A 23,449-nucleotide genomic window follows, 5' to 3' on the forward strand; every position below is an offset into this window, starting at 1 on the left:
TCGGATTGTAACACGCACACCGTGACAAGTGCTTGACATTTTAATGTTTGCGTTTATTTGCTTACATTTTCTCAGTCGCAACGACGACTAGGTGATTTTTCAAGCCTCATATAACCATATCGTATAAAAATATAATTAAAAAGTATTTTCAAATATATATAGGCTTTTCTTATAGTGCGCTCACTGTTGATTTTTGAACACTTCTTATCATGAAAATACGCCGTTTAGATTATGACGCTCCCGAAAGCCAGCAACATGCACGCGAAGGATTGCCATTACTTGAAGTCGAAGTGACGCATCAACCTTCTTTAACTACCTTAGCTAAAACATTTGCTGTATTGTTAGGCTTATTGTCGCTTGCGTTGGGTGCAGCGTATCTGATTGCTCCCGAATCGCATGTGATTACGGACGGTTTATTAAGTCACGCTTTTTGGATTGCATTTGCTGTTGGTTTAGGGGCACAAATTATTGATGGCGCTTTGGGTATGGCCTATGGCATTACCGCCACCACCTTTTTATTGGGCTCTGGTGTTTCTCCCGCCGCCGCGTCAGCCTCAGTTCATTTGGCCGAAGTATTTACGACAGGTTTTTCTGGTTTTTCACATTGGCGTTTTGGCAATATCAATAAAGCGCTGTTTTATCGTTTGGTCATACCCGGTGTGATTGGTGCAGTACTCGGCGCTTATGTTGTCACTAGTTTTGATGGTGACGTGCTTAAACCTTATATCTCTGCGTATTTGTTATTGATGGGCTTATACATTTTAAGTAAAGCCTTTAGAACCTTAAAAACACGTAAAGAAGCCCCTAAACACATTGCTCCCTTAGCGTTGACAGGTGGTTTTGTGGACTCTGTTGGCGGGGGCGGCTGGGGGCCAGTCGTCACCACGTCGTTAGTCGGGACTGGCCAAGACCCGCGTACCACTATTGGTTCGGTCAATGCCGCTGAATTCTTTTTATCATTGGCGGGTGCTGCTTCTTTTGCGATTTTTGGCAGTGTTTTTAGTAATTGGCCATTGATTGCAGGCTTGGTCGTGGGCGGCTTATTTGCAGCCCCCTTTGCAGCATGGTTATGCCATCATTTACAACCTAAGAGTTTGTTGATAATCGTTGGTGTATTGATTAGCGGCCTAAGCACCATCAATTTGCTAAAAGCCTTCATGTAATGATTGACAGCGTTTATAAAGCTCGCTAAGTTACGCGCTCTCAAACAATACAGCGATGATTGTTGAGTTGCCCAGTTGGCGGAATTGGTAGACGCGCTAGTTTCAGGTATTAGTGGAGAAATCCGTGGGGGTTCGAGTCCCTTACTGGGCACCAAATAGACTTACAAACAAGTCATTACTATACAAAAAAGCCTTGATTTACAATGAATCAGGGCTTTTTTATTGTCCGTAGTGTTCATTATGGACATTGAAAGACATAATTTTTAGGGGCATTATCGGGGGCATTGCTACAAATCTTAAAAAGTGCCGTAGCACGTATGGAACATCGTGAAATACGGGATTAAATATTTGCTAAAACAATGGCTTATCGCTTTAAAACTATCGTAATCCTGTGTTAGATTGCACTTCACACGGGCTACCACTGATATTAAACCTGTGTTTCGCTACGCTGCATACAGGCTACCTAGCTGATTTTAGGAGTGTTAAAAGCTGAAAACGCCTTGTACCGTGAGGGTTGGGGTGGTATTTTTTTTAGGCTATGTAGTTGAGTGTGTGGAGAGTTAACCCGCATTATCATGTTGGGTGCGTTTGTCACCTATAGTTTTAGACAAAAAAACAATCGTTAACACAATACACATTTGTAATATAAATAAATGTATTGCTGTAAAATCTTGCCAATTTAAATATCCAATAAACAAATCTTTTATTGGGTAATAAAAGCTAAAAATAACAACATTCACAAGTAATGCTACATTAGTAATACTATAACCTTTAAAAAGCCTCATTATATTCGCCACCTCTAATTAGTGCCGTAGCCCGTATGGAGCATCGTGAAATATGGGATTAAATATTGCCAAAACAATAGCTTATCGCTTTAAAACTATCGTAATCCTGTGTTATGTTGCACTTCACACGGGCTACCACTTGCGTAAGCAAAATAGCCAGCCATTTAGCCATTTAGCCATTTAGCCATTTAGCCATTTAGCCATTTAGCCATTTAGCCATTTAGCCATTTAGCCATTTAGCCATTTAGCCATTTAGCCATTTAGCCATTTAGCCATTTAGCCATTTTCGCTGTTTTAATTGCTTATGTCACTCATCTGTTGCTGTTCCAAAAATGCTGTTGGGGCAAGCCCCGTCCAACGTCTAAAGGCTTTTGCAAAAGCAGACGAATCGGCAAAACCTAACATGATAGATAGTTGTGTAATTGATGTGCCACCACGATAAAAATATTCTTTGGCTAATTTTTCACGTACTTGGTCTAACTCTTGTTGGTAGGTTGTACCATCCTCTGCCAATTTACGGCGCAAGGTACGGCCACTCATGCCTAAGTCACTCGCAGCTTGCTCTAAAGACGGAAACGCTCCGTAATAACGCAATAATAAACGACGTAACCGTAGGGGTAATAAACGAATGGCACGCGTTGGGATATTTTCAAATAGCGTTTTTTCGGCAGACATCGCCATTAAACGATTTGCTAAAGGCAGTTCATAAAACTCTAAACTTGCCGAACCACGCAGACAGGTTTCGGCTTGGTTAAATCGGACAGGGCAACGAAAGTAGCGTCGATAAATATGTCCCCATGCAGGCTCTGGGTAGGAAAAATCAACACAACTTAACTCATGCTCACCTCCGACTAAATGCAAAAAAATATTATAAAAACTGACCATATTTAGCTCATAAAAAAAATGACTATAGGGTGCTAAGCTAATATTTTCGGTCATTGCAAAAATCCCCTCTTTGCCTTCTACACGGGGCATCATTGCTAATGGAGGAAACAACTCATGACAAAATCGAGAAATCGTTTCTAAACAGCGACCTAAGTTGGGCTGAGTCACGGCGGCAACGCCTGCCATACCATGATGAGAAATCGTCATTAAATTGCCCATAGCCAACCCTAAATAGGGCATTTCTAAAGCGCTAATTGCTTGGTCAACTAAGGACAAACATTGCTCTACACTAATAAAGCAATGACTGACGTTTGTGCGATAATCTATGCCCGCTTTTTGATAAAACTGTTCAGGATTGAGCCCAATAATTAGCTCTAATAACTCATGTGGATTATGAAATTTAAGCTGGCTTCTTTTTTCTAACCAATCAACCTGCGCAATAATACTTTTACGTAAATCAAAATACGTTTGAATATGTGCTAGAGGAATACAAAGCGTGGTTGTATCCATATCGTACCTCAATATTTTTTAGACCTGTGTTCGTTATTTTTGTATACCGTTTACACAGCACAGGATTTTTAAGTATCGGCATTAGCATGCTAACAAAGCATTTGTTTGCAGTAAACAATTGTACGCCTAATATCCGTTGCAGCAGAAAAATATATTTTATTTACAAACAAATACTTATAAACAATGCCATGTTCATGGCCATATTTAACCGACATCCGTCCATATTTGACCTGCTGAGACTGAGGCCTCAATTTATAGTGCACAACTGTACCGCTTAACTCATATTATCCATAACCAGCGGACAGTCAGGGATTTATTAGGAAGCACAAAATGAATAAAAACGTTCTATTATCCAGTGTAATTGCGCTATCTAGTTTAGTCAGCCTCTCGGCAGAGGCGGCTTTATTTACCAATACCTATGCCAAAACGAAATATCCTATCGTATTAGTGCATGGGCTATTTGGTTTTAGCAAAATAGGTAATGCGGTAGATTATTTTTACCAAGTGCCTGCCGACCTCAAAAACAATGGTGCCGTTGTTTTTACACCACAGGTAGCGGCTGTTAATAGTAATGAAGCACGCGGAGAGCAACTGCTTACTAAGGTACAAGATATTCTTGCCATTTCAGGCGCTGCCAAAATTAATCTCATTGGTCACAGTCAAGGCGGGCCCACGGCTCGTTATGTGGCTGGGGTTATTCCAACACGCGTAGCGTCGGTATCGACCATTGCAGGCGTACACAAAGGTACACCCGTAGCCGATGTGCTACTGGGTTTAGCCGACATGAGCAAATTTACCGAAAAGTTAGTGTTTAGTATTACCGAAGGTATCGGAGGGCTAGTTGATGGTGTGTCTTCAGAGGGCGGTTATAGCCAAGATGCGCGTGCCTCATTAACATCCTTATCGACCAAAGGTTCATTAGCGTTTAATGCGAAGTTTCCGGCGGGTGTTCCTAGCACTGCTTGCGGTGAAGGCACGGATAAAAATGGTCAAAAATTCTATTCATGGATGGGCACATCTCAAGCAACAAATCCGCTAGACCCGTTAGAACCGTTTTTAATCTTGGCCTCTGCGGCTTTTCTAGGAGAAGACAACGATACCTTAGTTGGCCGTTGTAGCAGTCATTTTGGCAAAGTGATTAAAGATAATTACGCATGGAACCATTTAGACGAAGTCAACCAAGTTTTTGGCCTACGTGGTGTATTGTCAGCAGACCCTGTTGATGTTTTACGTCAACATGCTAACCGCTTGAAGTTAGCAGGTTTATAAGGTCACATGCAGAGGAAATGATAATTTCCTCTGCATTTTGCTAATGCATTAACGTTTACGTTTCTTTTTTTGTTGTGCATCAAGCTCTTTTTGCGCTGCTTTTTCGGCTAAAATCCGCTCAACTTCCTGCTGTTCCGCCATCGCCACTTCGGGAGTTTCTAAACTGATTCTCCCCAAAATCGCGGCTCTAAACTCTAATAACAAAATAGTGGCAATTTTATGAAAATCGACATGACCGCCACTGCCCAAACAACCGCGTTGTTTACCAATAATTTCTAAAAACTCGACTTCGTGACTTGGCAGCTCGACTAACTTAAAACGTTTTTTCATTAACTCAGGGTAATGTTTTAAGAAGAACTCTGCGCCAAAACAGGCCACATCTTCATGGTTCATGGCGGTGTTTTTAATCGAGCCTGCTAAGGCTAAACGATAACCACTTTTAGGATTTTCAATTTTTGGCCACAAAATACCAGGAGAATCAATCAAAATTAAACCATTGCGCAAATCAATGCGTTGTTGACCTTGAGTCACCGCAGGTTCATTAGCGGCTTTAGCAATTTGTTTACCTGCTAACGTATTAATTAAGGTCGATTTACCCACATTGGGAATGCCTGTAATTAACGCGGTCAAATTACCTAATTTATCCTCTTTTCCTGCCAACATCTGTTTAATGTCGCCAATTAATGCGCGAATTTGTTCCGGTTTTTCGGTGGTAATGGCTAAGGCTTGGGTTTGACTTTGTTGTCTAAAATAGGCCAACCATTGTTCGGTAATGAGGGGGTCTGCCAAATCACTTTTAGTCAATAATTTTAGGCTCGGTTTATCGTGACAAAACTTGGCAATAACTGGATTGGAGCTACTATAGGGTAAACGTGCATCTAACACTTCAATCACTAAATCCACTTTGGGTAAGATTTCTTTAATCTCACGAATGGCCTTGTTCATGTGGCCGGGAAACCAATTAATACTCATACCCATTTACCATATAGTGTCAAAGCGGCTTATTATAATTGCTTCACCCATTAAAACCTAATTGCTTCAATATACCTTGTTCACCATTTACCCATGTTTGCTCGGTTAATTGCATAGTATTTTTACCCAACAACAAAATACTTGATGCACGTGTGCCATAAATAGGTGACTTAATAAACGCGGTGGCCAACAACCGTTCCCACACCAAACCGACACCCGTATCGGGTAAATCGGCATCATCAGGTTGAGTCGTATCTTGTAATAACCATAAGGCTTGCTGCAAATCAACATTGTCTTGTTGTACTAACTCGCTTAAACCTGCTTTTAACCGTTGCGTTTTCGGCCACGGAGAGTCCAATAATTGATTACTTAAACCATAAATGCCTTGGTTCAATAACTGCGGCTCTGTACCTCGATTACTGACTACAGCCAATTGTTGTCGATTACCAACGAGTAAATTAAAACCACTATACTGCTCAGCTTGGGTAAATACTTGTTGGGCATAAGCTAAAGGTTCACTGTCTGCCTTTAAAAACTCTGCTACTAAATGACCGCGTGATAACGAGCCTTTTGGCGCATTGGATTCACGATAATTGGTTAATGCCGCCCAACGCCCATCTTTGGTCACACCTAGCCACGTTCCACCCTCTTGCTCATCTCGACCCGCCAAAATAAATGGGGCATCTTGCCAATAATCAATCGCTTGAGCAGGACGCGCATAAAACTCATCTCGATTGCCAATCAAGATTAGCGGGTAATGGGGATGAACTTGCCATGCAAACGCTAATAAACACATAACTACACCCTCATTTTTAAAATTTAAGATAAAATAGAAAGATTTTTAGTTAAATCTTGTTGGAAACATCATTTATGCTGACATATCCACACATAGACCCTGTTGCCATTAGTTTAGGCCCGCTCAAAGTCCATTGGTATGGTCTGATGTATTTATGTGCGTTTGCTGGTGCCTATTTTTTAGGTCGCTTACGCAGTCAAAAAATGTCGCCAGTCTGGAGTACCGACCAATTATCAGATTTAATTTTTTATGCTGCGATGGGGGTCATTTTAGGCGGTCGTTTGGGTTATGTCTTTTTCTATAGTTTTGACCGTTTTTTAGAAGACCCTATTTGGCTTTTTCAAGTGTGGAAAGGCGGCATGAGTTTTCATGGTGGCTTTTTAGGTGTCATGGTTGCAATGTTATTTTTTGCTAAGCGTTATCAGCTTGGCTTTTGGCAAGTGATGGATTTTGTTGCACCTTTAGTCCCAACAGGTATTTTGTTTGGTCGTTTGGGTAATTTTATTGGCGGAGAATTGTGGGGGCGGCCTGTCATTGACCCTAACTTTCCTTTAGCTATGGTTTTTCCTCATGTTGATAACTTAGCACGCCACCCCTCTCAATTGTATGAAGCCTTTTTAGAAGGCGCGTTATTATTTGCTATTTTATGGTGGTTTAGCAGCAAACCCCGCCCCGTCAAAGCGGTATCAGGTGTATTTGCTTTGGGTTATGGATTAGCCCGATTTACCGTTGAGTTTTTCCGTGAACCTGATGCCGACAAAGGCTTTATTGCCTTTAATTGGTTAACGATGGGACAACTATTAACTCTGCCCTTAATTGCTGTGGGTATTTTATTATTGGTATTGGCGTACCGTCAGCCTGCAAAAGTGTGAGCTCATTCCCATGAAACAATATTTAGACTTAATGCGTCATATCAAAGACCACGGCACATTTAAGGGTGACCGCACAGGCACAGGCACGTACTCGGTATTTGGCTATCAAATGCGTTTCAATTTGGCAGACGGTTTTCCCTTAGTGACCACTAAAAAAGTGCATCTTAAGTCGATTATTCACGAACTATTATGGTTTTTAAGTGGTGATACTCACGTTAAATACCTGCAAGATAACGGTGTCAGTATTTGGAACGAGTGGGCAACAGAAGACCAATGCGCACGATTTGGCCGTACTGAAGGCGAATTAGGCCCTGTGTATGGTCATCAATGGCGTAATTTTGGCGCAACCAAAAACGCCGATGGTAGTTTTAGTCCTGACGGTGTTGACCAAATTGCCACACTCGTCCATGACTTAAAACATAATCCAAACTCACGGCGTTTAATTGTCTCTGGTTGGAATCCGCAAGAAGCTAATCAAGTGGCTCTGCCTCCTTGTCACACCTTATTTCAGTTTTATGTGGCTAATGGCAAATTATCCTGCCAGTTATATCAACGCAGTGCGGACGTGTTTTTAGGCGTGCCGTTTAATATTGCCTCGTATGCGTTATTAACTATGATGTTGGCACAAGTGTGTGATTTGCAATTAGGTGAGTTTATTTGGACAGGTGGTGATTGTCATTTATATAGCAATCACCTCGAACAAACAGAATTACAACTCAGTCGCGAACCGTTACCCTTACCGACCATGCGTTTAAACCCAAATGTTAAAGATATTTTTGCTTTTAAATATGACGATTTTACGCTAGAAAATTATCAATCCCATGCGGCCATTAAAGCGCCTGTGGCAGTATAAAGCTAGAAAAGTTCCCTCTCCTTTTTAAGCAGAGGGTTAGGGTGAAGTTTTATACTGCACCAACTTCCCCTCCCAACCTCTAATGCTGGTCAGTTAAGCATTTTTTGTTGGTTTCGACTCACCTCGACTGCGCTCAGTGACCACCGCTCAACCAACGAAAAATGTACCCTGAGCGAAGTCGAAGGGTTATTTTTAAGGGACAATTTTCTCTTAACTGACTGGTATTACTTCCAACCTCCCCCTTATCAGGTGGAGGAGTTTTCTGAGAATATATTAACTATGAAACTCTCTTTAATTGTTGCCGTTGCCGAAAATGGCTGTATTGGCATTGATAACAAATTGCCGTGGTATTTACCCGAAGATTTAAAATATTTTCGCCGCTTAACCACAGGTAATATTGTCATCATGGGACGCAAAACCTATGAATCTATTGGGAAACCTCTCCCCAATCGCCATAATATTGTCATTAGTCATAATCCAAATTTTACAGCAGACGGCATAAAAATCGTTTGTAGTATTGATGAAGCTTTAAAAATGGCCAACAGTTTGGCAGAAATTAGTGGCATTAACGAAGCCTTTATTATGGGGGGTGCACAAATTTATCAACAAACATTGGCCTTAGCTGACCGTTTATATTTAACCGAAGTTAAAAAAATTGTAACAGGCGATGCCTTTTTTCCGTCTATTAATAAAGCGCAATGGCAAGAGTTAGGTCGTGAAGCCCATTATTACGAGCCACAAGCCACACATTATGATTTTGTGGTTTATGAGCGTCTGTAACTTGGCTTTGACTCACTTCGGCTGCGCTCAGTAATCACCGCTCAGCCAACAATATACACGCTGAGCGAAATCGAAAGGTAACAGGAGAACCGAATCATGAATACACAAACCGCAATTTTGGGTGGTGGTTGTTTTTGGTGTTTAGAAGCGGTATTTCAACGCGTAAAAGGCGTACAGCATGTTACTTCAGGGTATGCAGGTGGTGCACGAGCTAATCCCAGCTATGAGCAAATTTGTACAGGTGCTACAGGTCATGCCGAAGTGGTCAAAATTGACTTTGATGCTGAAGTAATTAACTTTGACCAACTGTTAACCATCTTTTTTGCCATTCATGACCCAACCACGTTAAACCGTCAAGGTAATGATATTGGCACACAATATCGCTCAGTGATTTTTTGCCAATCTGCCGAACAAAAACAAATCGCCACTGCCTTTATTGAGCAGCTCAACCAGCAAAAAGTCTTTACTCATGCCATTGTCACGCAAATAAGTGATGCTGTGCCGTTTTATGCTGCGGAGGCTTACCATCAAAATTATTTTAATCAGCATCCGCAACAAGGCTATTGTCAATTTGTGGTTGCTCCCAAGGTACTTAAATTTCAACAATACTTCCAACAATATCATGCCTAAAAACTGGCAAACCTGAGGTTCATCGTCTATATCTTCTAAGAGATGCAATCTTGCACAGGAGATGCCCAAATGACGATGGTCACTTTAGAAGTCAGTCGTGTTGATGCCAAAGAAATTCATCAACAAATTGTACAACTGGAATCCATGCAACAGGCGATGCCCGACCGAGACAGCGTTGCTGCAAACACTGTCGCCAGCACCCTAAAACTACTCCATCGTTTAGAAGACGAGTTGCGCCATCAGGCGCGTGTCGACCACCACCACTGAACACTAAAAATAAAAAACCTCGTGTTAGCTAGCTAATACGAGGTCTTGTGTTGTGTTTGCCCTCTCCTAATTTAGGGAAGGGTCAGTGTGATGTTACTGAGCTTTACGCTTCATGGCTTCAAAAAAGTCTTCATTGGTCTTCGTGTCTTTCATTTTATCTAATAAGAATTCAATAGCGGCAATCTCATCCATCGGATGTAAGATTTTGCGTAGAATCCAGACTTTCTTCAATTCATCATCACCCATCAAGCGCTCTTCACGGCGAGTACCCGATTTCTTAATGTTGATAGATGGGAAGACCCGTTTTTCAGCAATACGACGGTCTAAATGAACTTCGTGGTTGCCTGTACCCTTGAACTCTTCAAAAATCACTTCGTCCATCTTAGAGCCAGTATCTACCAAAGCAGTCGCAATGATGGTTAAAGAACCGCCCTCTTCAATCGAACGAGCCGCACCAAAAAAGCGTTTTGGTCGCTCTAAGGCATGGGCATCCACACCGCCTGTTAAAACCTTACCCGATGAGGGTATTACGGTGTTATAGGCACGCGCTAAACGGGTAATGGAGTCTAATAAAATGACAACATCTTTTTTGTGCTCTACTAAACGCTTAGCTTTTTCAATCACCATTTCGGCTACTTGAACGTGACGCGCTGGCGGCTCATCAAAGGTAGAGGCAACGACTTCGCCACGCACTGTACGCATCATTTCGGTGACTTCTTCGGGACGCTCGTCAATCAACAAGACGATTAAATGGACTTCGGGATTATTACGCGTTACCGAATGGGCAATATTTTGCAACAGAATGGTTTTACCTGCTTTAGGCGGCGCCACAATCAATGAACGCTGACCTTTACCCACAGGCGCAACCAAATCAATCACCCGCGCGGTTAAATCTTCGGTCGAACCATTACCTAACTCCAGCACTAAACGCTCGGTCGGAAATAATGGCGTTAAATTTTCAAAGAGAATTTTATTACGGGCGCTTTCGGGTGAATCATAGTTAATATGATTGACTTTGAGCAGCGCAAAATAACGCTCGCCTTCTTTAGGTGGGCGAATTGTACCTGCAATGGTATCGCCTGTTCGCAAATTAAAGCGTCTAATTTGTGAAGGACTGACATAAATATCGTCAGGCCCTGCCAAATAAGAGCCTTCAGATGACCGTAAGAAACCAAAGCCGTCGCTTAAAATTTCTAAAACGCCATCACCATAAATTTCTTCGCCATTCATTGCATGGCGCTTTAAGATGGCAAAAATCACATCTTGTTTACGATTACGAGCCATGCTTTCTAAGTGCATGCTTTCGGCGATTTGTACCAATTCAGCAATCGGTTTCTTTTTGAGTTCGGTCAGGTTCATAAGGATGCTGCAAAAGAGAGAAAGCGAAAATGCTCGCACACCGCTTTTTCTCAACTAATATACAGGGATTCAAACAAGCAACTATCAGTGACTCAAGGCAGGACTACGTGCTTTTTCAGCGAGGGTTAACGGGCAAAACAATGAGGCGCGTTAATTGCGTATTCCTGACGATGAAGCCAGCATGCACAGAAGACGATGCTTAAATCCTGAAAATCTTGGGGGATATCAGTTGCGCTGTAGACAAGGTTTTGTGGTTAGTATTGCCTAGCAAAGCGGGCTGCGTCAGACGAAAGGCGACTAAAGAAGATAGAGTCGCCTTGAGTGCATATTATATATTGGAATCTAAAAAGGCTGTCAATTGAGATTTTGCCAAAGCACCCACTTTTGTTGCTGCAATTTGGCCACCTTTGAATAAACTGAGGGTCGGAATGCCACGAACGCCGAATTTTTGAGCAGTTGCAGGGTTGTCGTCGACATTCACTTTCACAATTTTAACTTTGCCTTCGTATTCGGCTGCCAACTCATCTAAAATCGGGGCAATCATTTTACAAGGGCCACACCATGGTGCCCAGTAGTCAACTAATACTGGCACGTCAGCATTTAATACTTCTGCTTCAAATTGAGCATCAGTCGTATTCACAATCAATGGGCTACTCATGAGGGTTCTCCAAGAGAAAAAAGAAACGATAGCCGCTTGCCTTTTTCATAATGATACAAACAAAGGATAATTTTGTGCGCTCTAACAGACACAGCACAAAAATGGCTACATAGGCCGCAAGATTTTAGCCTAATTCTTAATGTTATGGTGACGAATCTAACATTTGCAAAAAAAAATTAAGATAACTTTGTTATTGTAACGAATTTTGTAGCTGCTTGAACATCTACAGCCCCTAGATAAAACCACACAATTGTTTGTTTTTTAGACAGCACTAAGGGCGCTTATTTTGCCAAACACCCTATTTGCAGGTATAACAGTCATATTAACTGATATATCTGACAGAGCATGGGTTTTACACCTCAAGGATATGGAATGAACCGACATTTAGCCGAAGATAATTTATTAGCCGCCATTGATTTAGGCTCAAACAGTTTTCATCTTGCCATCGCACGTTTAGACCACGGCGAAGTTCGACGCGTGGATAGTTTATCCGAAAAAGTTCAGTTGGGCGCAGGTTTTGATAAAGACAAAAACTTGACTCCCGAAGCCCAAGCTCGTGCCTTAGCCTGTTTAGCCCGTTTTGCGCAACGACTACAGTCAATTCCCCTCAAACGCTTACGTATTGTCGCCACCAATGCCTTACGGCAGGCGAATAATGCCGCTAACCTGATTGAACAAGCCGAACGTATTCTTAAAAAGCGCATTGAAATTGTCGCTGGTCGCGAAGAAGCACGACTGATTTATTTGGGCGTGTCGCACACGCTTGCCGATGAAGGTCGTCGTTTGGTGGTTGATATTGGGGGGGGGTCAACCGAGTTTATTATTGGTGAAAACTTTAATCCCCTCGAAACCGAATCCTTACAAATGGGCTGTGTGGCCTATACACAACGCTTTTTTGCTGATGGCAGTATTAACGCCAAAGCCCTAGAACGGGCAATCATGGCGGCACGGCAAGAAGTGATGGCCATTGCTACCGCCTATCGTCATTTAGGTTGGCAATCGGTTGTTGGCTCAAGTGGTACGATTAAAGCCACGCGCCAAATTATGGTACAACAAGGTTGGGCGAGTCCCGAAGGCTATATTACTAAAGACGGCCTCAAGCAAGTCAAAGAGCGTATTTTACAAGCCAAGCATGTCAGCGAACTGAATTTATTGGGCTTAAAAGAAGACCGTCGAGCGATTTTACCCGCAGGTTTTGCCATTATTCAGGCGGTCTTTGACGAACTTGGCTTAGAGACCATGAATTATTCTGATGGTGCCTTACGTGAGGGGGTGTTGTATGACATGCTGGGTCGCTTTAGTCACGAAGATATTCGTGACCGTAGCGCACAAGCCCTGCTCGCACGTTATCACGTTGATAATGCCCAAGCGCAACGTGTGGCAACGACTGCTGATATGCTTTATCAACAAGTACAGCAGCCACTCAATTTAGACGACGAAGACCAAGATATTTTACGGCGCGCCGCACTACTCCACGAAATTGGTTTAGCTATCTCCCACAGTAGCTACCATAAACACGGCGCTTATTTAGTACAATATTCTGATGTGGCAGGTTTTTCTCAAGCTGACCAAGAAAAACTCGCACTGTTAGTCGGTTGCCACCGCCGTAAAATTCGCGAAGAACAAAAGTTACAGCTGATTAAATCGGGTGGGTTGTCGATGTTTTATGTGTCAGTACTCTTACGTTTAGCGGTACTGTTGCATCATAGCCGCAGTGCTGACCCTTTACCTGTGATTCATTTACATAGCGATGGCTTAGATTTTATTCTGCAATTCCCTGACGATTGGTTAGTCAATCATCCCCTCACCCAAGCGGATTTAGAGGAAGAAATTGACTATTTAAGCGCATGGGGCATTTGTTTAACCGTAAAATAGCCTTGAGGGTAGACACTATGGCAACCTTACCCGCCTCTGTGCTGGCTTGGCAAAATCGTGGCCACTATTGCCAGTTGGCGGGCTTAGATATTTTTTATCGGGATATAGGCCCGCGTCAGTCTGACGCCGTGTTATTGCTGCATGGATTTCCTTCTAGCGCGTACGACTGGCACGCTGTGTTGCCTTTATTGGGCGAAGACAAACGGATTATCGTATTCGACTTTGTGGGTTTTGGTTTGTCCGCAAAACCCAAAGACTATAGCTATTCGCTGTTTGAGCAAGCGGATATCGTTGAAATGTTATTACGCTATTTACAAGTGAAACGTGTCAAACTGTTAGCGCATGATATGGGAACAACGGTAGCATGTGAATTAATTGCTCGCCGCGAACGTAAACTACTGTCTTTTAGTATTCTGTCTTTGTTGTTGATGAATGGCAGTGTTCATATTGAGTTGGCACAACTCACGCCGTCACAACAACTATTACGTTCACCGTTGGCCTCTATGGCAGCACGACTCTCGTCTAAATGGTTATTCAAAGCACAATTACGTCGTATTCTGGCCAAACCCGTCCCAGAGACCGAATTAAATGCCATGTGGTCTTTATTAAGTTATAAACAAGGACATCATCGTTTAAGTCAGACCGTCAGTTATATTGACGAGCGTTATCGTTTTGCTCATCGCTGGCTACCCCCACTGACACGGCTAGAGATACCCGTACTGATTTTATGGGGGCAACAAGACCCTGTCGCCGTCGCAGCGATTGCCAAAAAACTGGCAACGCAAATTCCGACGGCTAAACTGCAATGGTTGCCACGACTCGGTCATTATCCCCAATTAGAAGACCCAGTTGCCGTTGCCGATGTGATGAATTTGTTTTTAGCCTAGGCAAGGGCGCCACAACCCTTAAACTTTGGCAAATTTCTCCAACAACATACTTTGTGCTTGATGTGAGAGCTCCTCCGCTTGGGGCACTTGCTGCCATGTACCATCCGACTGCAACTCCCACGCCGACTGATTATCGGCCAAGTAATTCAGTAGGCCGTCTTTATAGATGCGTTTTTTGAGAATGGGGTCATCAATAGGGAAACAGGCTTCAACACGAGAAAATAAGTTTCTATCCATCCAGTCAGCACTGGCACAATAAACTTTTAAGTCACCGTCATTAGAAAAGCAAAAAACGCGGGTATGTTCTAAAAAACGCCCGACAATGGAGCGCACACGAATATTTTCTGACAAACCCGCAACTTGTGGCCGCAAACAACAAATTGAACGAATAATTAAGTCTATTTTTACGCCAGCCATAGATGCACGATACAAGGCTTGCATCAGTTGCTTTTCGGTTAAGGCATTCACTTTGATGATGATATGTGCTGCTTTACCTGCTTGTACATGACGAATTTCTTGCTCAATCGCGGCAATGAGTTGTGTGTGCAACGTAAATGGGGCATGCAACAATTTTTTTAACTTTGCCGCCTTACCCATGCCTGTGAGTTCTTGAAAAATCTTATGTACATCTTCGCATAAATCGGCGTTGGCACTCATTAAACCGTAGTCGGTATAAATGCGAGCAGTCACCGCGTGATAATTCCCTGTCCCTAAATGCACATAACGATGTAGTTTATCTTGCTCACGACGTACGACTAAAATCATTTTGGCATGTGTTTTATAACCCACAATCCCATAGACCACGATAGCGCCTGCTTCCTGCAATTTATTGGCCACTTCGATATTGGACTCTTCATCAAAACGGGCGCGTAACTCAATAATCGCCGTGACTTCTTTGCCATTACGCGCTGCTTCAGACAAAATATTAACAATTTCAGAATCTGCACCCGTACGGTACAACGTTTGTTTAATCGCTAACACTTGTGGGTCACGTGCGGCTTCGCGCAAAAAATTAATCACAGGCGTAAATGACTCAAATGGATGATGTAATAAAACATCTTGTTTTTTGAGTGCCTCAAACACACTTTCTGTTTTTTGCAAAATGGACGGCATGGTGGGCGTAAACGGAGGATATCGCAATTTTGGGCGATTAAAGTTAGATAACAAACGCGCTAGGTTGACAGGGCCATTCACCTTATATAAAGACTCTTCTCTTAAGCCAAACTTACGCAATAAATAATCAATAATATCTCGCGGGCAATTATCTGCCACTTCCAAACGTACCGCTTTCCCATAACGTCGTAATAATAAGCCGCCCTTTAAGGCAATCGCCAAGTCATCTACGTCTTCATCAACGGTCAAATCGGCATTACGGGTGACACGGAATTGATAACAACCTGTCGCCACCATACCTGGAAATAACTCACTGACATGCTCATGGATAATCGCAGATAACAACACATGCTGGTCGCCACCATCTGTTAACTCATCAGGCAATCTGACCACACGCGGCAAAGAACGGGGTGCTGGCACCACAGCCAAAGAAATCTGACGACCAAACGCATCTTTTCCTTCTAAAGAAACAATAAAGTTTAGACTTTTATTGACTAAACGAGGAAATGGATGCGCAGGGTCTAAACTGATGGGGGTAAGTACAGGTAAGACTTGCTCGCGAAAATATTGTTTTACCCATAGACGGTGCGCTTCTGTGAGTTCATCACGTTTTAGAAAACGAATATTTTCAGCCGCTAAGGCAGGAAATAAGTCTTCATTCAAAATACGGTATTGTTTTTCAACCGCACGATGACAAATATCAGCAATCCGTTTTAAGACTTCGGACACCAACATGCCATCGGAAGTGGTAATTGCCGAATCAAACGAGAGTTGCTGTAATAAACCCGCGACTCTAATTTCAAAAAACTCATCGAGATTACGACTAAAAATAAGTAAAAAATTTAATCTTTCTAATAAGGGATGTAAGGGATTAACGGCTTGTTCCAACACACGTAAATGAAAATCTAAAATGCTTAATTCTCTATTCAAATAATAATCGGGATTATTTAAATCTAAAGGCGTGTTTAATTCGGTCATTTTCACTCTCGGACAAGATACGATGATTAGCGCCTGTGATTAACGCAGTAGAAACAAATACATTTTAAGGCATGGGCTTGAATATTAAATATTTTTTTTATGACACTTAGATGACAGTCACTTGGGCTAACATATGATTGATTTAGGGGTACTCAGCATAATACATACGACGTTGAATAATACGTGCTTTACGTAGTAATTTACGGTCATAACGGTTTTTATCGTAATAACGGGGATTGGGCACCATAGCAGCCAATTTAGCCGACTCTGCTACCGTTAAGGATTTAGCACTTTTTTTATAATAATGTCTTGCGGCTGCCTCTGCCCCAAAAACGCCGTTTCCCCACTCAATCACATTGAGATAAATCTCAAAAATCCTTTTTTTGGTCATCAGTTGCTCCATCATGATGGTGATTCCTGCTTCTTCCAACTTACGCCACGGCGTTTTTTTACCTGATAAAAACAAGTTTTTAGCTAATTGTTGCGAGATAGTCGAACCGCCTGCCACAATTTTACCTTTTTTAAGATTTTTCTCCCAAGCAGCTTGCATGCCTTCCCAATCAAAACCCTCGTGGTCAAGGAATTTCGCATCTTCAGAGGTAATGAGTGCCCGCTTTAAGTGAGGTGAAATCTGCTGATAGGGTACCCAACGGTGTTTTAATTCAGCATCAGGATTTTTACTTTGTAAAACCTCTAACTGTGTTTCCATAAAAGCACTGGTTTCAGGATTGTGGTCAATCCACCACCAAACATGGGCTAATAACCACAGTTGATAACCAATAAAAATGGCTAATAAAATCCCCAAACCACGGAATACGATGGTGCGTAAAGGCAGGCTCAACTACCGTCTCCTCAATGGCTCTAAAGGCTTAATGTAAGGTTGCACTCACTGTCGTTGAATTAAGGTCTGTTCCCATAATCATGACATCAGTCCCGACCATCGTCCCTGCATGTTTGGAGCGTTGATAATACATCTCCTCTGCTTGCTGGTCTTGTTTGCTATCTTTTTCGAGTTTATCTGCCGATACCGCGCTCAAATCTTGGTCAACTTTTTGCTCGTTATCATTACTAAAGGTCAACTTAAAACCGTCCTCAATCACTGCTTGCGCCATAATCGGTTGCTCTAAAGGTTTTAAGGGAAAACTTTGTTGTGTGGTGCGGTTATAACGTAACTGCTCGGTATAAATGGGGTGTAAGAATTTTTTTGCCGACTCAATGGCCGCCTCTAAATCTTCAGGGCCATTCACAATTAAGGGCGGGCTATAGACTTCTTCTAAGGCACTTAATTCTGGCGACTTAATAGGCATAACACTGACCGCACCGCCTGTCGCCACCGTTGTTTCGGGCAACTCAATCTTAACGGCTAAGGATTGGGCAAAACGCTTTTCTAATTCGAGTTGCTTTTTATAGGCATACATCGCCGCTAAAAATTCATTATAGTTACTGTAGTTTTCGAGCTTGGGCTTGGTTAATTTGGCTTCTGCCAAACTGGGCTGTGCAGCAAGCAGCATGAGGCATAACATAAAATGATGCAAAAAACGGTAGCGCATGATACCCCGTCCTGTTGATGTTGTTATTTGTTCTACAGGGTATTGTATATCGACTGTCAGCTATCTGGCAAAATACGAGTCCCTCTACAGATAGCTCGTTACAAAAAAATGTCCACTTAGCTCATAAATGGCCGTTTTGATTGACTTCTTTGATATTGGGATACTGCATTTTTTGATATTTGGCATCGCTAATCACTTTACGCAAACCACGCAAGGAGTTGTAAGGATGCTCTTGAATCAATAAATTGACTATACTTGTTGGAATACGGCCACCTGGATGTGCATGCCCCGTCATGGTGACTTCAACCATCCCATTAGCCAAAGGCTTAAAAAGCCAATAACCTTGTACAACGGGCATTCTTAAACAACACGATTTAACAGGATAGTTCGCTGCATTTGGCGATTCGTTGCTGTCAATACGCACACGGCCTGTTTTCGCATCTTGACTGATACGCACATCGACTAAGGCTTCACGGTCTTTGAATGGCCACGGAAAATCTGTCACGACACGAATAGTAAAATTTTGCTCATTATCATTACGTGCTAAGACGTCGATGGAATCGGTACGGTATAACCAGCGGCTCGCATTTTCGGTATCGGTAATTAACCCTACCAAACCAGATAAACTACTTTTAACTGTCGTGACCGCCTTAAAGCCATACAGGGACGATTTGGGTACTTCATAAGTCCAAATCTTAATACCTTGTTTATCGGTGACAAGATTCAAGTCGGTGGGAATTTCATCTGCCCAAGCTAAATTGACTAAACAAAACAGCGAACAGAATAGTTGGGCAAACCAGCGCATAGGATATGTATCACTCTTATTAAAAATTTAGCTCTAAGGGCTTTTTTATCGCCGCTAAAACTATCAAGACTTACACCGCAATAGGGTTGTGATTATGTAATTTTACCGTGATTTGCCGACAAGGTCTTGAAGATTAACACGCCAATCGACGCAAAAAACGCAAAAATTGCACCAAATAGATGAGATTCTGTTAACACATGCCCGTCAATGAGACGTGCGGTCAGGCTATCGCCCATGCCCATATTTTCAACAAAGAGTTTGATAGACACTAATACTAACAGTACACCTGCAAATTGACGCTCAGGTGTTAGCAATAAACGCATCGCACCTGCAACATACAGACTATGTAATACCGCCGATAATCCCACATAATAAGTCACCGTTGGCAAACAGTAATACATCATCAGGCTAACAGCAATGGCGCTACTAAATAACCATGCCAACCACTCATACCACCTGTAAACACGGTCAAATAATAGCAAGACCAGTATCAAGCCTAATGTATTCAAACCTAAATGTATCGTGTTTAGATGGACAAAATGCCCCGTCAGCAATAAATAATAATGCCCCGCCTCTATTAATGGCCGTTGATATGCCCAAGCCCAACCCATGACAGATTGGCATACCCCTAACATCAGCGTTAATACAGTCAGCAATATCAGACTTTGACGATTCATAGCACCTCAAAAACAAAAGCCGATACGAATATCGGCTTTTGTCAGGAGTCACAGTACTCGATTATTTAGCATAAAAGAGTAATGGGACATAAGCGACTAATATCAACGAAGGTACCATGACAATCAACGGCAGAATCCAACGTTCATAACGCCAGTAGAAGGATAAATGACGCACTTCACCGTCGGCTTCATCCATCACTTTTTCACCCACCACTTGACGAGTCAAGAGTTGGTTCAAGGCCACAGGCGGCGATAAGTAGCCTAACTCGAAGGCGGTTAACACAATCATCCAGAAGTGGACAGGGTCAATACCATTTTTATAGGCAATCGGGGCTATCGTGGCAGAGACCAAAATAACAGCACCGAAGGGGTCCATAATCATACCAATAAAGACCAGCAACACTAATAAAATAGACACAGCAACCCAAACACTACCAAAGGTTTCTGGCACAGCATCCATCATGCCAGAGCGTTCAATCACACCACCGACGCTGACCGACAAGGCCATCAACATAATCAAGGCACCAATGTGACCAATGGTGTCATTCGTAGCAATACGAACGCCCTCTTCAAAACCCACGCGGCGTTCTTGAATCTCTGGTGAGACTTGTGCAGCAGGTTCACGACGTACTTTATCAAACCAAACAATGGCCAACATAATAAAGGGCAAAATCATGGGCGCGGTAAATTCGTCTAACTTAGTATCTAAGACAAAACGATAAGCTAAGACGACCAATAAGGTAATCACCACATACGCCGAGACAGGCACTAAGGCACGCATGGACTCAGGTAACGCTGCAGAGGGCTTGGCAAACTTAAAGCTGTTTTTAGAAATCAACAACGAGGCAATTAAGAACATGGTCGAGGTTAATAAGAACACCTTAAAGCCCCAACCGTAAAGTAAGGACGTTGTCACTTCTTTGTTAAGTGCAGCAATGACCACAATCAACAAACAGGGACTTAAAACCACACCCAACGAGCCCGACATGGCCGTAGCCGCTAAGGCATATTGGCGACGTGCACCTGAAGCAAATACTTCTTTATAAATTACCGCACCTGCTGCGATAACAAAGATACCCGAAGCACCTGTATAGGCAGTGGGGACGGCTGCTGCTAATAAGATAATGTAAGTCAAAACTTCAGGAGAGAATTTCCATGGACGTACAATATCCAAGAACAAGTCAACAACACGTGTTTGTTTGAGCAACATACCCACCCAAATATAGAGTGCCAAGTTCAAGAATACCCCCGACAACTCCATCATTTGGCCTAAATAAATCGCCAAACCTGCATGGTGGCCACCCATCAAGAAACTTAAACCTGAGTTAATGGCCATAAAGGCATATAAGGGAATGGACAATAATGCCATGCCAATACTGCCACCTTCGGGCGCATCTGCGGGGGGTTTCACCAATTGTTTAATGCTGATGAGGGTCAGCGTTGCAAATAAACCACACCACAAATAGTTGATGATGGGATGCTCAATAGGAATACCCGAGCTGATTTGTAACTTCCAATAAGAAATACTAGAAGCTAACAACAATAAATTAGCCACAATCATGGCAATGGAATACACCTTAAAGTCTGTTTTGGTCACGGGTGGACGTAAGGCAATGTGGTGTAAACCTAAGGTTGTGGTGGTGGCGGCAATCGCTACCATCAGAATTAAGATAACCGCACGATTCTCTGTACCAAAGTGGAACAAACCAAAAAACGCGGTTTCAAAGGTACGATACGCTTTTAAGGATGGCGTGACATTTTTGCTTAAATTGACATAAGCCTGATGCTTTTCTTGACACAAGTCGCGCGCTGTTATCAACGATTGACGAGTTGCTTCTGGGTCTACAGGCTCAGAGGCAAACAACGAGTCAATGTCGCTCGCAGGTTGTGAGCTGGCTGCCAAACTTTTTTGTACTTCGGCTTCAATATCGGGGTTGGGGTCACAGTCTGGTTTAACAGGGTCTGCACGCAACATAAAATATTGAACGCCAGTAGAAGGGTCACCAAATATTTTTTCACCCATACGCAGTAATTGGCCGTGTATCATTTCACCCGTGCCAATCACCAAAGTCAGTATGAGCAAACAGAAAATTGGCAAGCTCGCCAACCACTCATGGGGAGAGCGGTTTAAGAACTGTTTGTTTTGATTCATAGTTTATGTTTTCCTGCTTCCTAAGAATACATACTAGGTTGAATTTTCAAGCATAACCCCCATATCACTACGGCGAGCCTGTGCTTTACCCGATAATTGCTGAATGTGTTTACACGCTTGTCACAGCACATCACTCAGCCTTTGTTATTGGTATATGCTCCTCAAAAGACACAAAAAGGGTACTAACCGTACTGTCAGCACACAGTACAGTGTTCACCTTATGCATGTCTCGTTTTTCGCTTAATCAGCGCACATACCACAGAGTCATTTAACTCCCTATTGCTGATTGCTAATATCCCTATTTACACAGCTTGTGTTGTCCTAATGTTGTCGTCTTGATTTTTTTCCGTATCATCCATTTTATTGAATGAGTACCCCTAAACCATCAATTAAGGGTGAAAACTCTGCCATTATACAGTGTAACTTTATGTAATGAGAGACCTATTCTTCTCGTTTACCTTCAGCTTTTTACTATTTTTCATGGGTCGTTTTATTAAATTGTGAATGGTATCACAATTATTTTACTCTAAATTTTCCGAACACTCGGCATTTTGCGGCTCAATTTGGCAACGTACTTTCTTTAATAGCGCCATCATCCGTCGGTCGTAAGTGCCGTTATTCATCAAGTCTATACGTGCGGTACGCATCATCGCGATATACCGTGGACGGTCTTCATCGGGAATGTGAAACCAAAACTTAGGATTCACATCTTTTTCGTAACGATTGACCATCGCTAACACGCGGTCAAATTGACTAGCAAAATATTCTCGTGATTTTTGACCAAAACCTTCTGGAAAGCGGTCTTTTCTTAACACTAACTGCAAAGAAACTTGGGCTAATAAAAAGTCGGGAATCCCCCCGCGTGTTCCTAAGCCACGATATAACTCTAAAGGACGGTATGCGGTTGCGGGCGCAACAATAATATCGACGACCCCATTATTAAATTTTTGACCAAAATTTGTGACATCTGACGGCACGGTTTGCGCGCCAATACGTTGCACTAATTGGGCTTGTGATTTGTCATAGTCAAAAATTGCAATTTTTTTACCTGCCAATTTGCCTACTTCATCAATGCTACGGTCATTGACAAAAAAATAGGCTGCCCCCAATGGCACCACCCCACCAATTTCATACGCACCTTGGTTCATCAAATGCGCAGCTTTAGGTGAGCTAATCGTATTGATTGCCAGTCTTAAATGCTGATAACTGGGCATTGAGCCAATCGACTCTAAGCTACCCGTAAACGCATTAAAGGGTCGCGCGCGTAGGCCTGTAATCACGGCTCCGTCACACTGCCCTACTCTAAAGTCTTCAGTGGCAATTTTTTCATCACTATAAGCAATCAGCTTAAACTCCACACCTAAGTGTGCAGCATTGATTCTATAGTCTTTCATCAAGGCATAATTGTCGCCGTTAGCACCCATTAAGTCCCATACACATAAGGTACGTTGTATAGGCGTATCAGCTTTACAGACCGACACCACACTCCCTATAGTGACACCACAAATAAGAGCGGCTAATTTGTGCAACATAAAGATATTGGCTCACGTACTCGGGGTTAAACACAACAGGGTATTTGCCTTTACAGGCTAATACCCTTATTTTTTATGACA

General features: G+C 42.6%; 21 protein-coding genes and 1 tRNA gene. 10 read left to right on the top strand and 12 right to left on the bottom strand.

Translation table 11 applies throughout. The annotated features are described in order from the left end of the window. Window positions 1–209 precede the first annotated feature (209 nt). Together C8N29_RS00205 and C8N29_RS00210 are read left to right on the top strand one after the other, a co-directional pair. A complete protein-coding gene (locus C8N29_RS00205; RefSeq protein WP_107864005.1) occupies window positions 210–1,163 on the top strand; it encodes a sulfite exporter TauE/SafE family protein in 954 nt (317 codons plus the stop codon). Window positions 1,164–1,232: 69 nt separating this feature from the next. Then, window positions 1,233–1,317: transfer RNA gene (locus tag C8N29_RS00210), tRNA-Leu, on the top strand. Between the two features lie 925 nt (window positions 1,318–2,242). On the opposite strand, the gene C8N29_RS00220 is transcribed toward C8N29_RS00210, so the two are convergent. Then, window positions 2,243–3,343: an AraC family transcriptional regulator gene (locus tag C8N29_RS00220; RefSeq protein ID WP_107864007.1), complete on the bottom strand. Its 1,101-nt coding sequence runs from the start codon at window positions 3,341–3,343 to the stop codon at window positions 2,243–2,245. Window positions 3,344–3,673: 330 nt separating this feature from the next. Between C8N29_RS00220 and C8N29_RS00225 the strand changes: the two genes are divergently transcribed. Then, on the top strand, window positions 3,674–4,612 hold the full coding sequence (locus tag C8N29_RS00225) for a lipase family alpha/beta hydrolase (RefSeq protein ID WP_107864008.1): 939 nt from the start codon (window positions 3,674–3,676) through the stop codon (window positions 4,610–4,612). A 48-nt stretch (window positions 4,613–4,660) separates the two neighbouring features. Here C8N29_RS00225 and ylqF read toward each other — a convergent pair whose 3' ends face one another. Then, window positions 4,661–5,584, bottom strand: coding sequence for a ribosome biogenesis GTPase YlqF (gene ylqF, locus C8N29_RS00230; protein WP_107864441.1), 924 nt, complete (start codon window positions 5,582–5,584; stop codon window positions 4,661–4,663). A 43-nt stretch (window positions 5,585–5,627) separates the two neighbouring features. Then, on the bottom strand, window positions 5,628–6,380 hold the full coding sequence (locus tag C8N29_RS00235) for an NRDE family protein (RefSeq protein WP_107864009.1): 753 nt from the start codon (window positions 6,378–6,380) through the stop codon (window positions 5,628–5,630). Window positions 6,381–6,454: 74 nt separating this feature from the next. On the opposite strand from C8N29_RS00235, the gene lgt reads away from it, so the two are divergent. From lgt to C8N29_RS00260, 5 genes are all read left to right on the top strand, one after another. Beyond that, window positions 6,455–7,252, top strand: a complete 798-nt coding sequence (gene lgt, locus C8N29_RS00240; protein WP_107864010.1) for a prolipoprotein diacylglyceryl transferase — start codon at window positions 6,455–6,457, stop codon at window positions 7,250–7,252. Window positions 7,253–7,262: 10 nt separating this feature from the next. Beyond that, complete coding sequence (locus C8N29_RS00245) at window positions 7,263–8,105, top strand: thymidylate synthase (protein WP_107864011.1); 843 nt, start codon at window positions 7,263–7,265, stop codon at window positions 8,103–8,105. Between the two features lie 279 nt (window positions 8,106–8,384). Further along, window positions 8,385–8,885 carry a dihydrofolate reductase gene (locus tag C8N29_RS00250; RefSeq protein WP_107864012.1) on the top strand — a complete coding sequence of 167 codons (501 nt, stop codon included), beginning with the start codon at window positions 8,385–8,387 and terminating at the stop codon, window positions 8,883–8,885. 96 nt (window positions 8,886–8,981) lie between these two features. Continuing rightward, the gene (gene msrA / locus C8N29_RS00255) at window positions 8,982–9,515 is read left to right on the top strand and encodes a peptide-methionine (S)-S-oxide reductase MsrA (RefSeq protein ID WP_107864013.1); all 534 of its coding nucleotides are present in this window, start codon (window positions 8,982–8,984) and stop codon (window positions 9,513–9,515) included. Window positions 9,516–9,584: 69 nt separating this feature from the next. Continuing rightward, window positions 9,585–9,782 (top strand): hypothetical protein, encoded by a 198-nt coding sequence (locus tag C8N29_RS00260; RefSeq protein WP_107864014.1) that lies wholly within the window; start codon window positions 9,585–9,587, stop codon window positions 9,780–9,782. A gap of 93 nt (window positions 9,783–9,875) precedes the next feature. Here C8N29_RS00260 and rho read toward each other — a convergent pair whose 3' ends face one another. Together rho and trxA are read right to left on the bottom strand one after the other, a co-directional pair. Beyond that, window positions 9,876–11,141, bottom strand: a complete 1,266-nt coding sequence (gene rho, locus C8N29_RS00265) for a transcription termination factor Rho (protein WP_107864015.1) — start codon at window positions 11,139–11,141, stop codon at window positions 9,876–9,878. Window positions 11,142–11,469: 328 nt separating this feature from the next. Continuing rightward, a complete protein-coding gene (trxA, locus tag C8N29_RS00270; RefSeq protein ID WP_107864016.1) occupies window positions 11,470–11,799 on the bottom strand; it encodes a thioredoxin TrxA in 330 nt (109 codons plus the stop codon). 372 nt (window positions 11,800–12,171) lie between these two features. Between trxA and ppx the strand changes: the two genes are divergently transcribed. Together ppx and C8N29_RS00280 are read left to right on the top strand one after the other, a co-directional pair. After that, window positions 12,172–13,674 carry an exopolyphosphatase gene (gene ppx / locus C8N29_RS00275; protein ID WP_107864017.1) on the top strand — a complete coding sequence of 501 codons (1,503 nt, stop codon included), beginning with the start codon at window positions 12,172–12,174 and terminating at the stop codon, window positions 13,672–13,674. Window positions 13,675–13,691: 17 nt separating this feature from the next. After that, window positions 13,692–14,561, top strand: coding sequence for an alpha/beta fold hydrolase (locus C8N29_RS00280; protein WP_170106832.1), 870 nt, complete (start codon window positions 13,692–13,694; stop codon window positions 14,559–14,561). A gap of 18 nt (window positions 14,562–14,579) precedes the next feature. Here C8N29_RS00280 and ppk1 read toward each other — a convergent pair whose 3' ends face one another. The 7 genes from ppk1 to C8N29_RS00315 form a co-directional block, all read right to left on the bottom strand. After that, window positions 14,580–16,652: a polyphosphate kinase 1 gene (gene ppk1 / locus C8N29_RS00285; RefSeq protein ID WP_107864019.1), complete on the bottom strand. Its 2,073-nt coding sequence runs from the start codon at window positions 16,650–16,652 to the stop codon at window positions 14,580–14,582. A gap of 142 nt (window positions 16,653–16,794) precedes the next feature. Further along, on the bottom strand, window positions 16,795–17,493 hold the full coding sequence (mtgA, locus tag C8N29_RS00290; RefSeq protein WP_204509240.1) for a monofunctional biosynthetic peptidoglycan transglycosylase: 699 nt from the start codon (window positions 17,491–17,493) through the stop codon (window positions 16,795–16,797). Between the two features lie 28 nt (window positions 17,494–17,521). Further along, window positions 17,522–18,202, bottom strand: a complete 681-nt coding sequence (locus tag C8N29_RS00295; protein WP_107864020.1) for a hypothetical protein — start codon at window positions 18,200–18,202, stop codon at window positions 17,522–17,524. Between the two features lie 121 nt (window positions 18,203–18,323). Beyond that, window positions 18,324–19,007 carry an START domain-containing protein gene (locus tag C8N29_RS00300; RefSeq protein WP_107864021.1) on the bottom strand — a complete coding sequence of 228 codons (684 nt, stop codon included), beginning with the start codon at window positions 19,005–19,007 and terminating at the stop codon, window positions 18,324–18,326. Between the two features lie 92 nt (window positions 19,008–19,099). Continuing rightward, window positions 19,100–19,684 (bottom strand): rhombosortase, encoded by a 585-nt coding sequence (rrtA, locus tag C8N29_RS00305; protein WP_107864022.1) that lies wholly within the window; start codon window positions 19,682–19,684, stop codon window positions 19,100–19,102. A 61-nt stretch (window positions 19,685–19,745) separates the two neighbouring features. Further along, window positions 19,746–21,836, bottom strand: a complete 2,091-nt coding sequence (locus C8N29_RS00310) for a TRAP transporter large permease subunit (RefSeq protein ID WP_107864023.1) — start codon at window positions 21,834–21,836, stop codon at window positions 19,746–19,748. 521 nt (window positions 21,837–22,357) lie between these two features. Beyond that, window positions 22,358–23,368, bottom strand: a complete 1,011-nt coding sequence (locus tag C8N29_RS00315) for a putative solute-binding protein (protein WP_239986930.1) — start codon at window positions 23,366–23,368, stop codon at window positions 22,358–22,360. Between the last annotated feature and the right edge of the window lie 81 nt (window positions 23,369–23,449).

It is taken from the genome of Agitococcus lubricus, assembly GCF_003051055.1.
GTDB lineage: Bacteria > Pseudomonadota > Gammaproteobacteria > Pseudomonadales > Moraxellaceae > Agitococcus > Agitococcus lubricus.

Bases quoted from the DNA above. Each gene is read 5' to 3' on its own strand.
- C8N29_RS00205 (WP_107864005.1), top strand. From the start codon at position 210: ATGAAAATACGCCGTTTAGATTATGACGCTCCCGAAAGCCAGCAACAT.
- C8N29_RS00220 (WP_107864007.1), bottom strand. From the start codon at position 3,343: ATGGATACAACCACGCTTTGTATTCCTCTAGCACATATTCAAACGTAT.
- C8N29_RS00225 (WP_107864008.1), top strand. From the start codon at position 3,674: ATGAATAAAAACGTTCTATTATCCAGTGTAATTGCGCTATCTAGTTTA.
- ylqF (WP_107864441.1), bottom strand. From the start codon at position 5,584: ATGAGTATTAATTGGTTTCCCGGCCACATGAACAAGGCCATTCGTGAG.
- C8N29_RS00235 (WP_107864009.1), bottom strand. From the start codon at position 6,380: ATGTGTTTATTAGCGTTTGCATGGCAAGTTCATCCCCATTACCCGCTA.
- lgt (WP_107864010.1), top strand. From the start codon at position 6,455: ATGCTGACATATCCACACATAGACCCTGTTGCCATTAGTTTAGGCCCG.
- C8N29_RS00245 (WP_107864011.1), top strand. From the start codon at position 7,263: ATGAAACAATATTTAGACTTAATGCGTCATATCAAAGACCACGGCACA.
- C8N29_RS00250 (WP_107864012.1), top strand. From the start codon at position 8,385: ATGAAACTCTCTTTAATTGTTGCCGTTGCCGAAAATGGCTGTATTGGC.
- msrA (WP_107864013.1), top strand. From the start codon at position 8,982: ATGAATACACAAACCGCAATTTTGGGTGGTGGTTGTTTTTGGTGTTTA.
- C8N29_RS00260 (WP_107864014.1), top strand. From the start codon at position 9,585: ATGACGATGGTCACTTTAGAAGTCAGTCGTGTTGATGCCAAAGAAATT.
- rho (WP_107864015.1), bottom strand. From the start codon at position 11,141: ATGAACCTGACCGAACTCAAAAAGAAACCGATTGCTGAATTGGTACAA.
- trxA (WP_107864016.1), bottom strand. From the start codon at position 11,799: ATGAGTAGCCCATTGATTGTGAATACGACTGATGCTCAATTTGAAGCA.
- ppx (WP_107864017.1), top strand. From the start codon at position 12,172: ATGAACCGACATTTAGCCGAAGATAATTTATTAGCCGCCATTGATTTA.
- C8N29_RS00280 (WP_170106832.1), top strand. From the start codon at position 13,692: ATGGCAACCTTACCCGCCTCTGTGCTGGCTTGGCAAAATCGTGGCCAC.
- ppk1 (WP_107864019.1), bottom strand. From the start codon at position 16,652: ATGACCGAATTAAACACGCCTTTAGATTTAAATAATCCCGATTATTAT.
- C8N29_RS00295 (WP_107864020.1), bottom strand. From the start codon at position 18,202: ATGCGCTACCGTTTTTTGCATCATTTTATGTTATGCCTCATGCTGCTT.
- C8N29_RS00300 (WP_107864021.1), bottom strand. From the start codon at position 19,007: ATGCGCTGGTTTGCCCAACTATTCTGTTCGCTGTTTTGTTTAGTCAAT.
- rrtA (WP_107864022.1), bottom strand. From the start codon at position 19,684: ATGAATCGTCAAAGTCTGATATTGCTGACTGTATTAACGCTGATGTTA.
- C8N29_RS00310 (WP_107864023.1), bottom strand. From the start codon at position 21,836: ATGAATCAAAACAAACAGTTCTTAAACCGCTCTCCCCATGAGTGGTTG.
- C8N29_RS00315 (WP_239986930.1), bottom strand. From the start codon at position 23,368: ATGTTGCACAAATTAGCCGCTCTTATTTGTGGTGTCACTATAGGGAGT.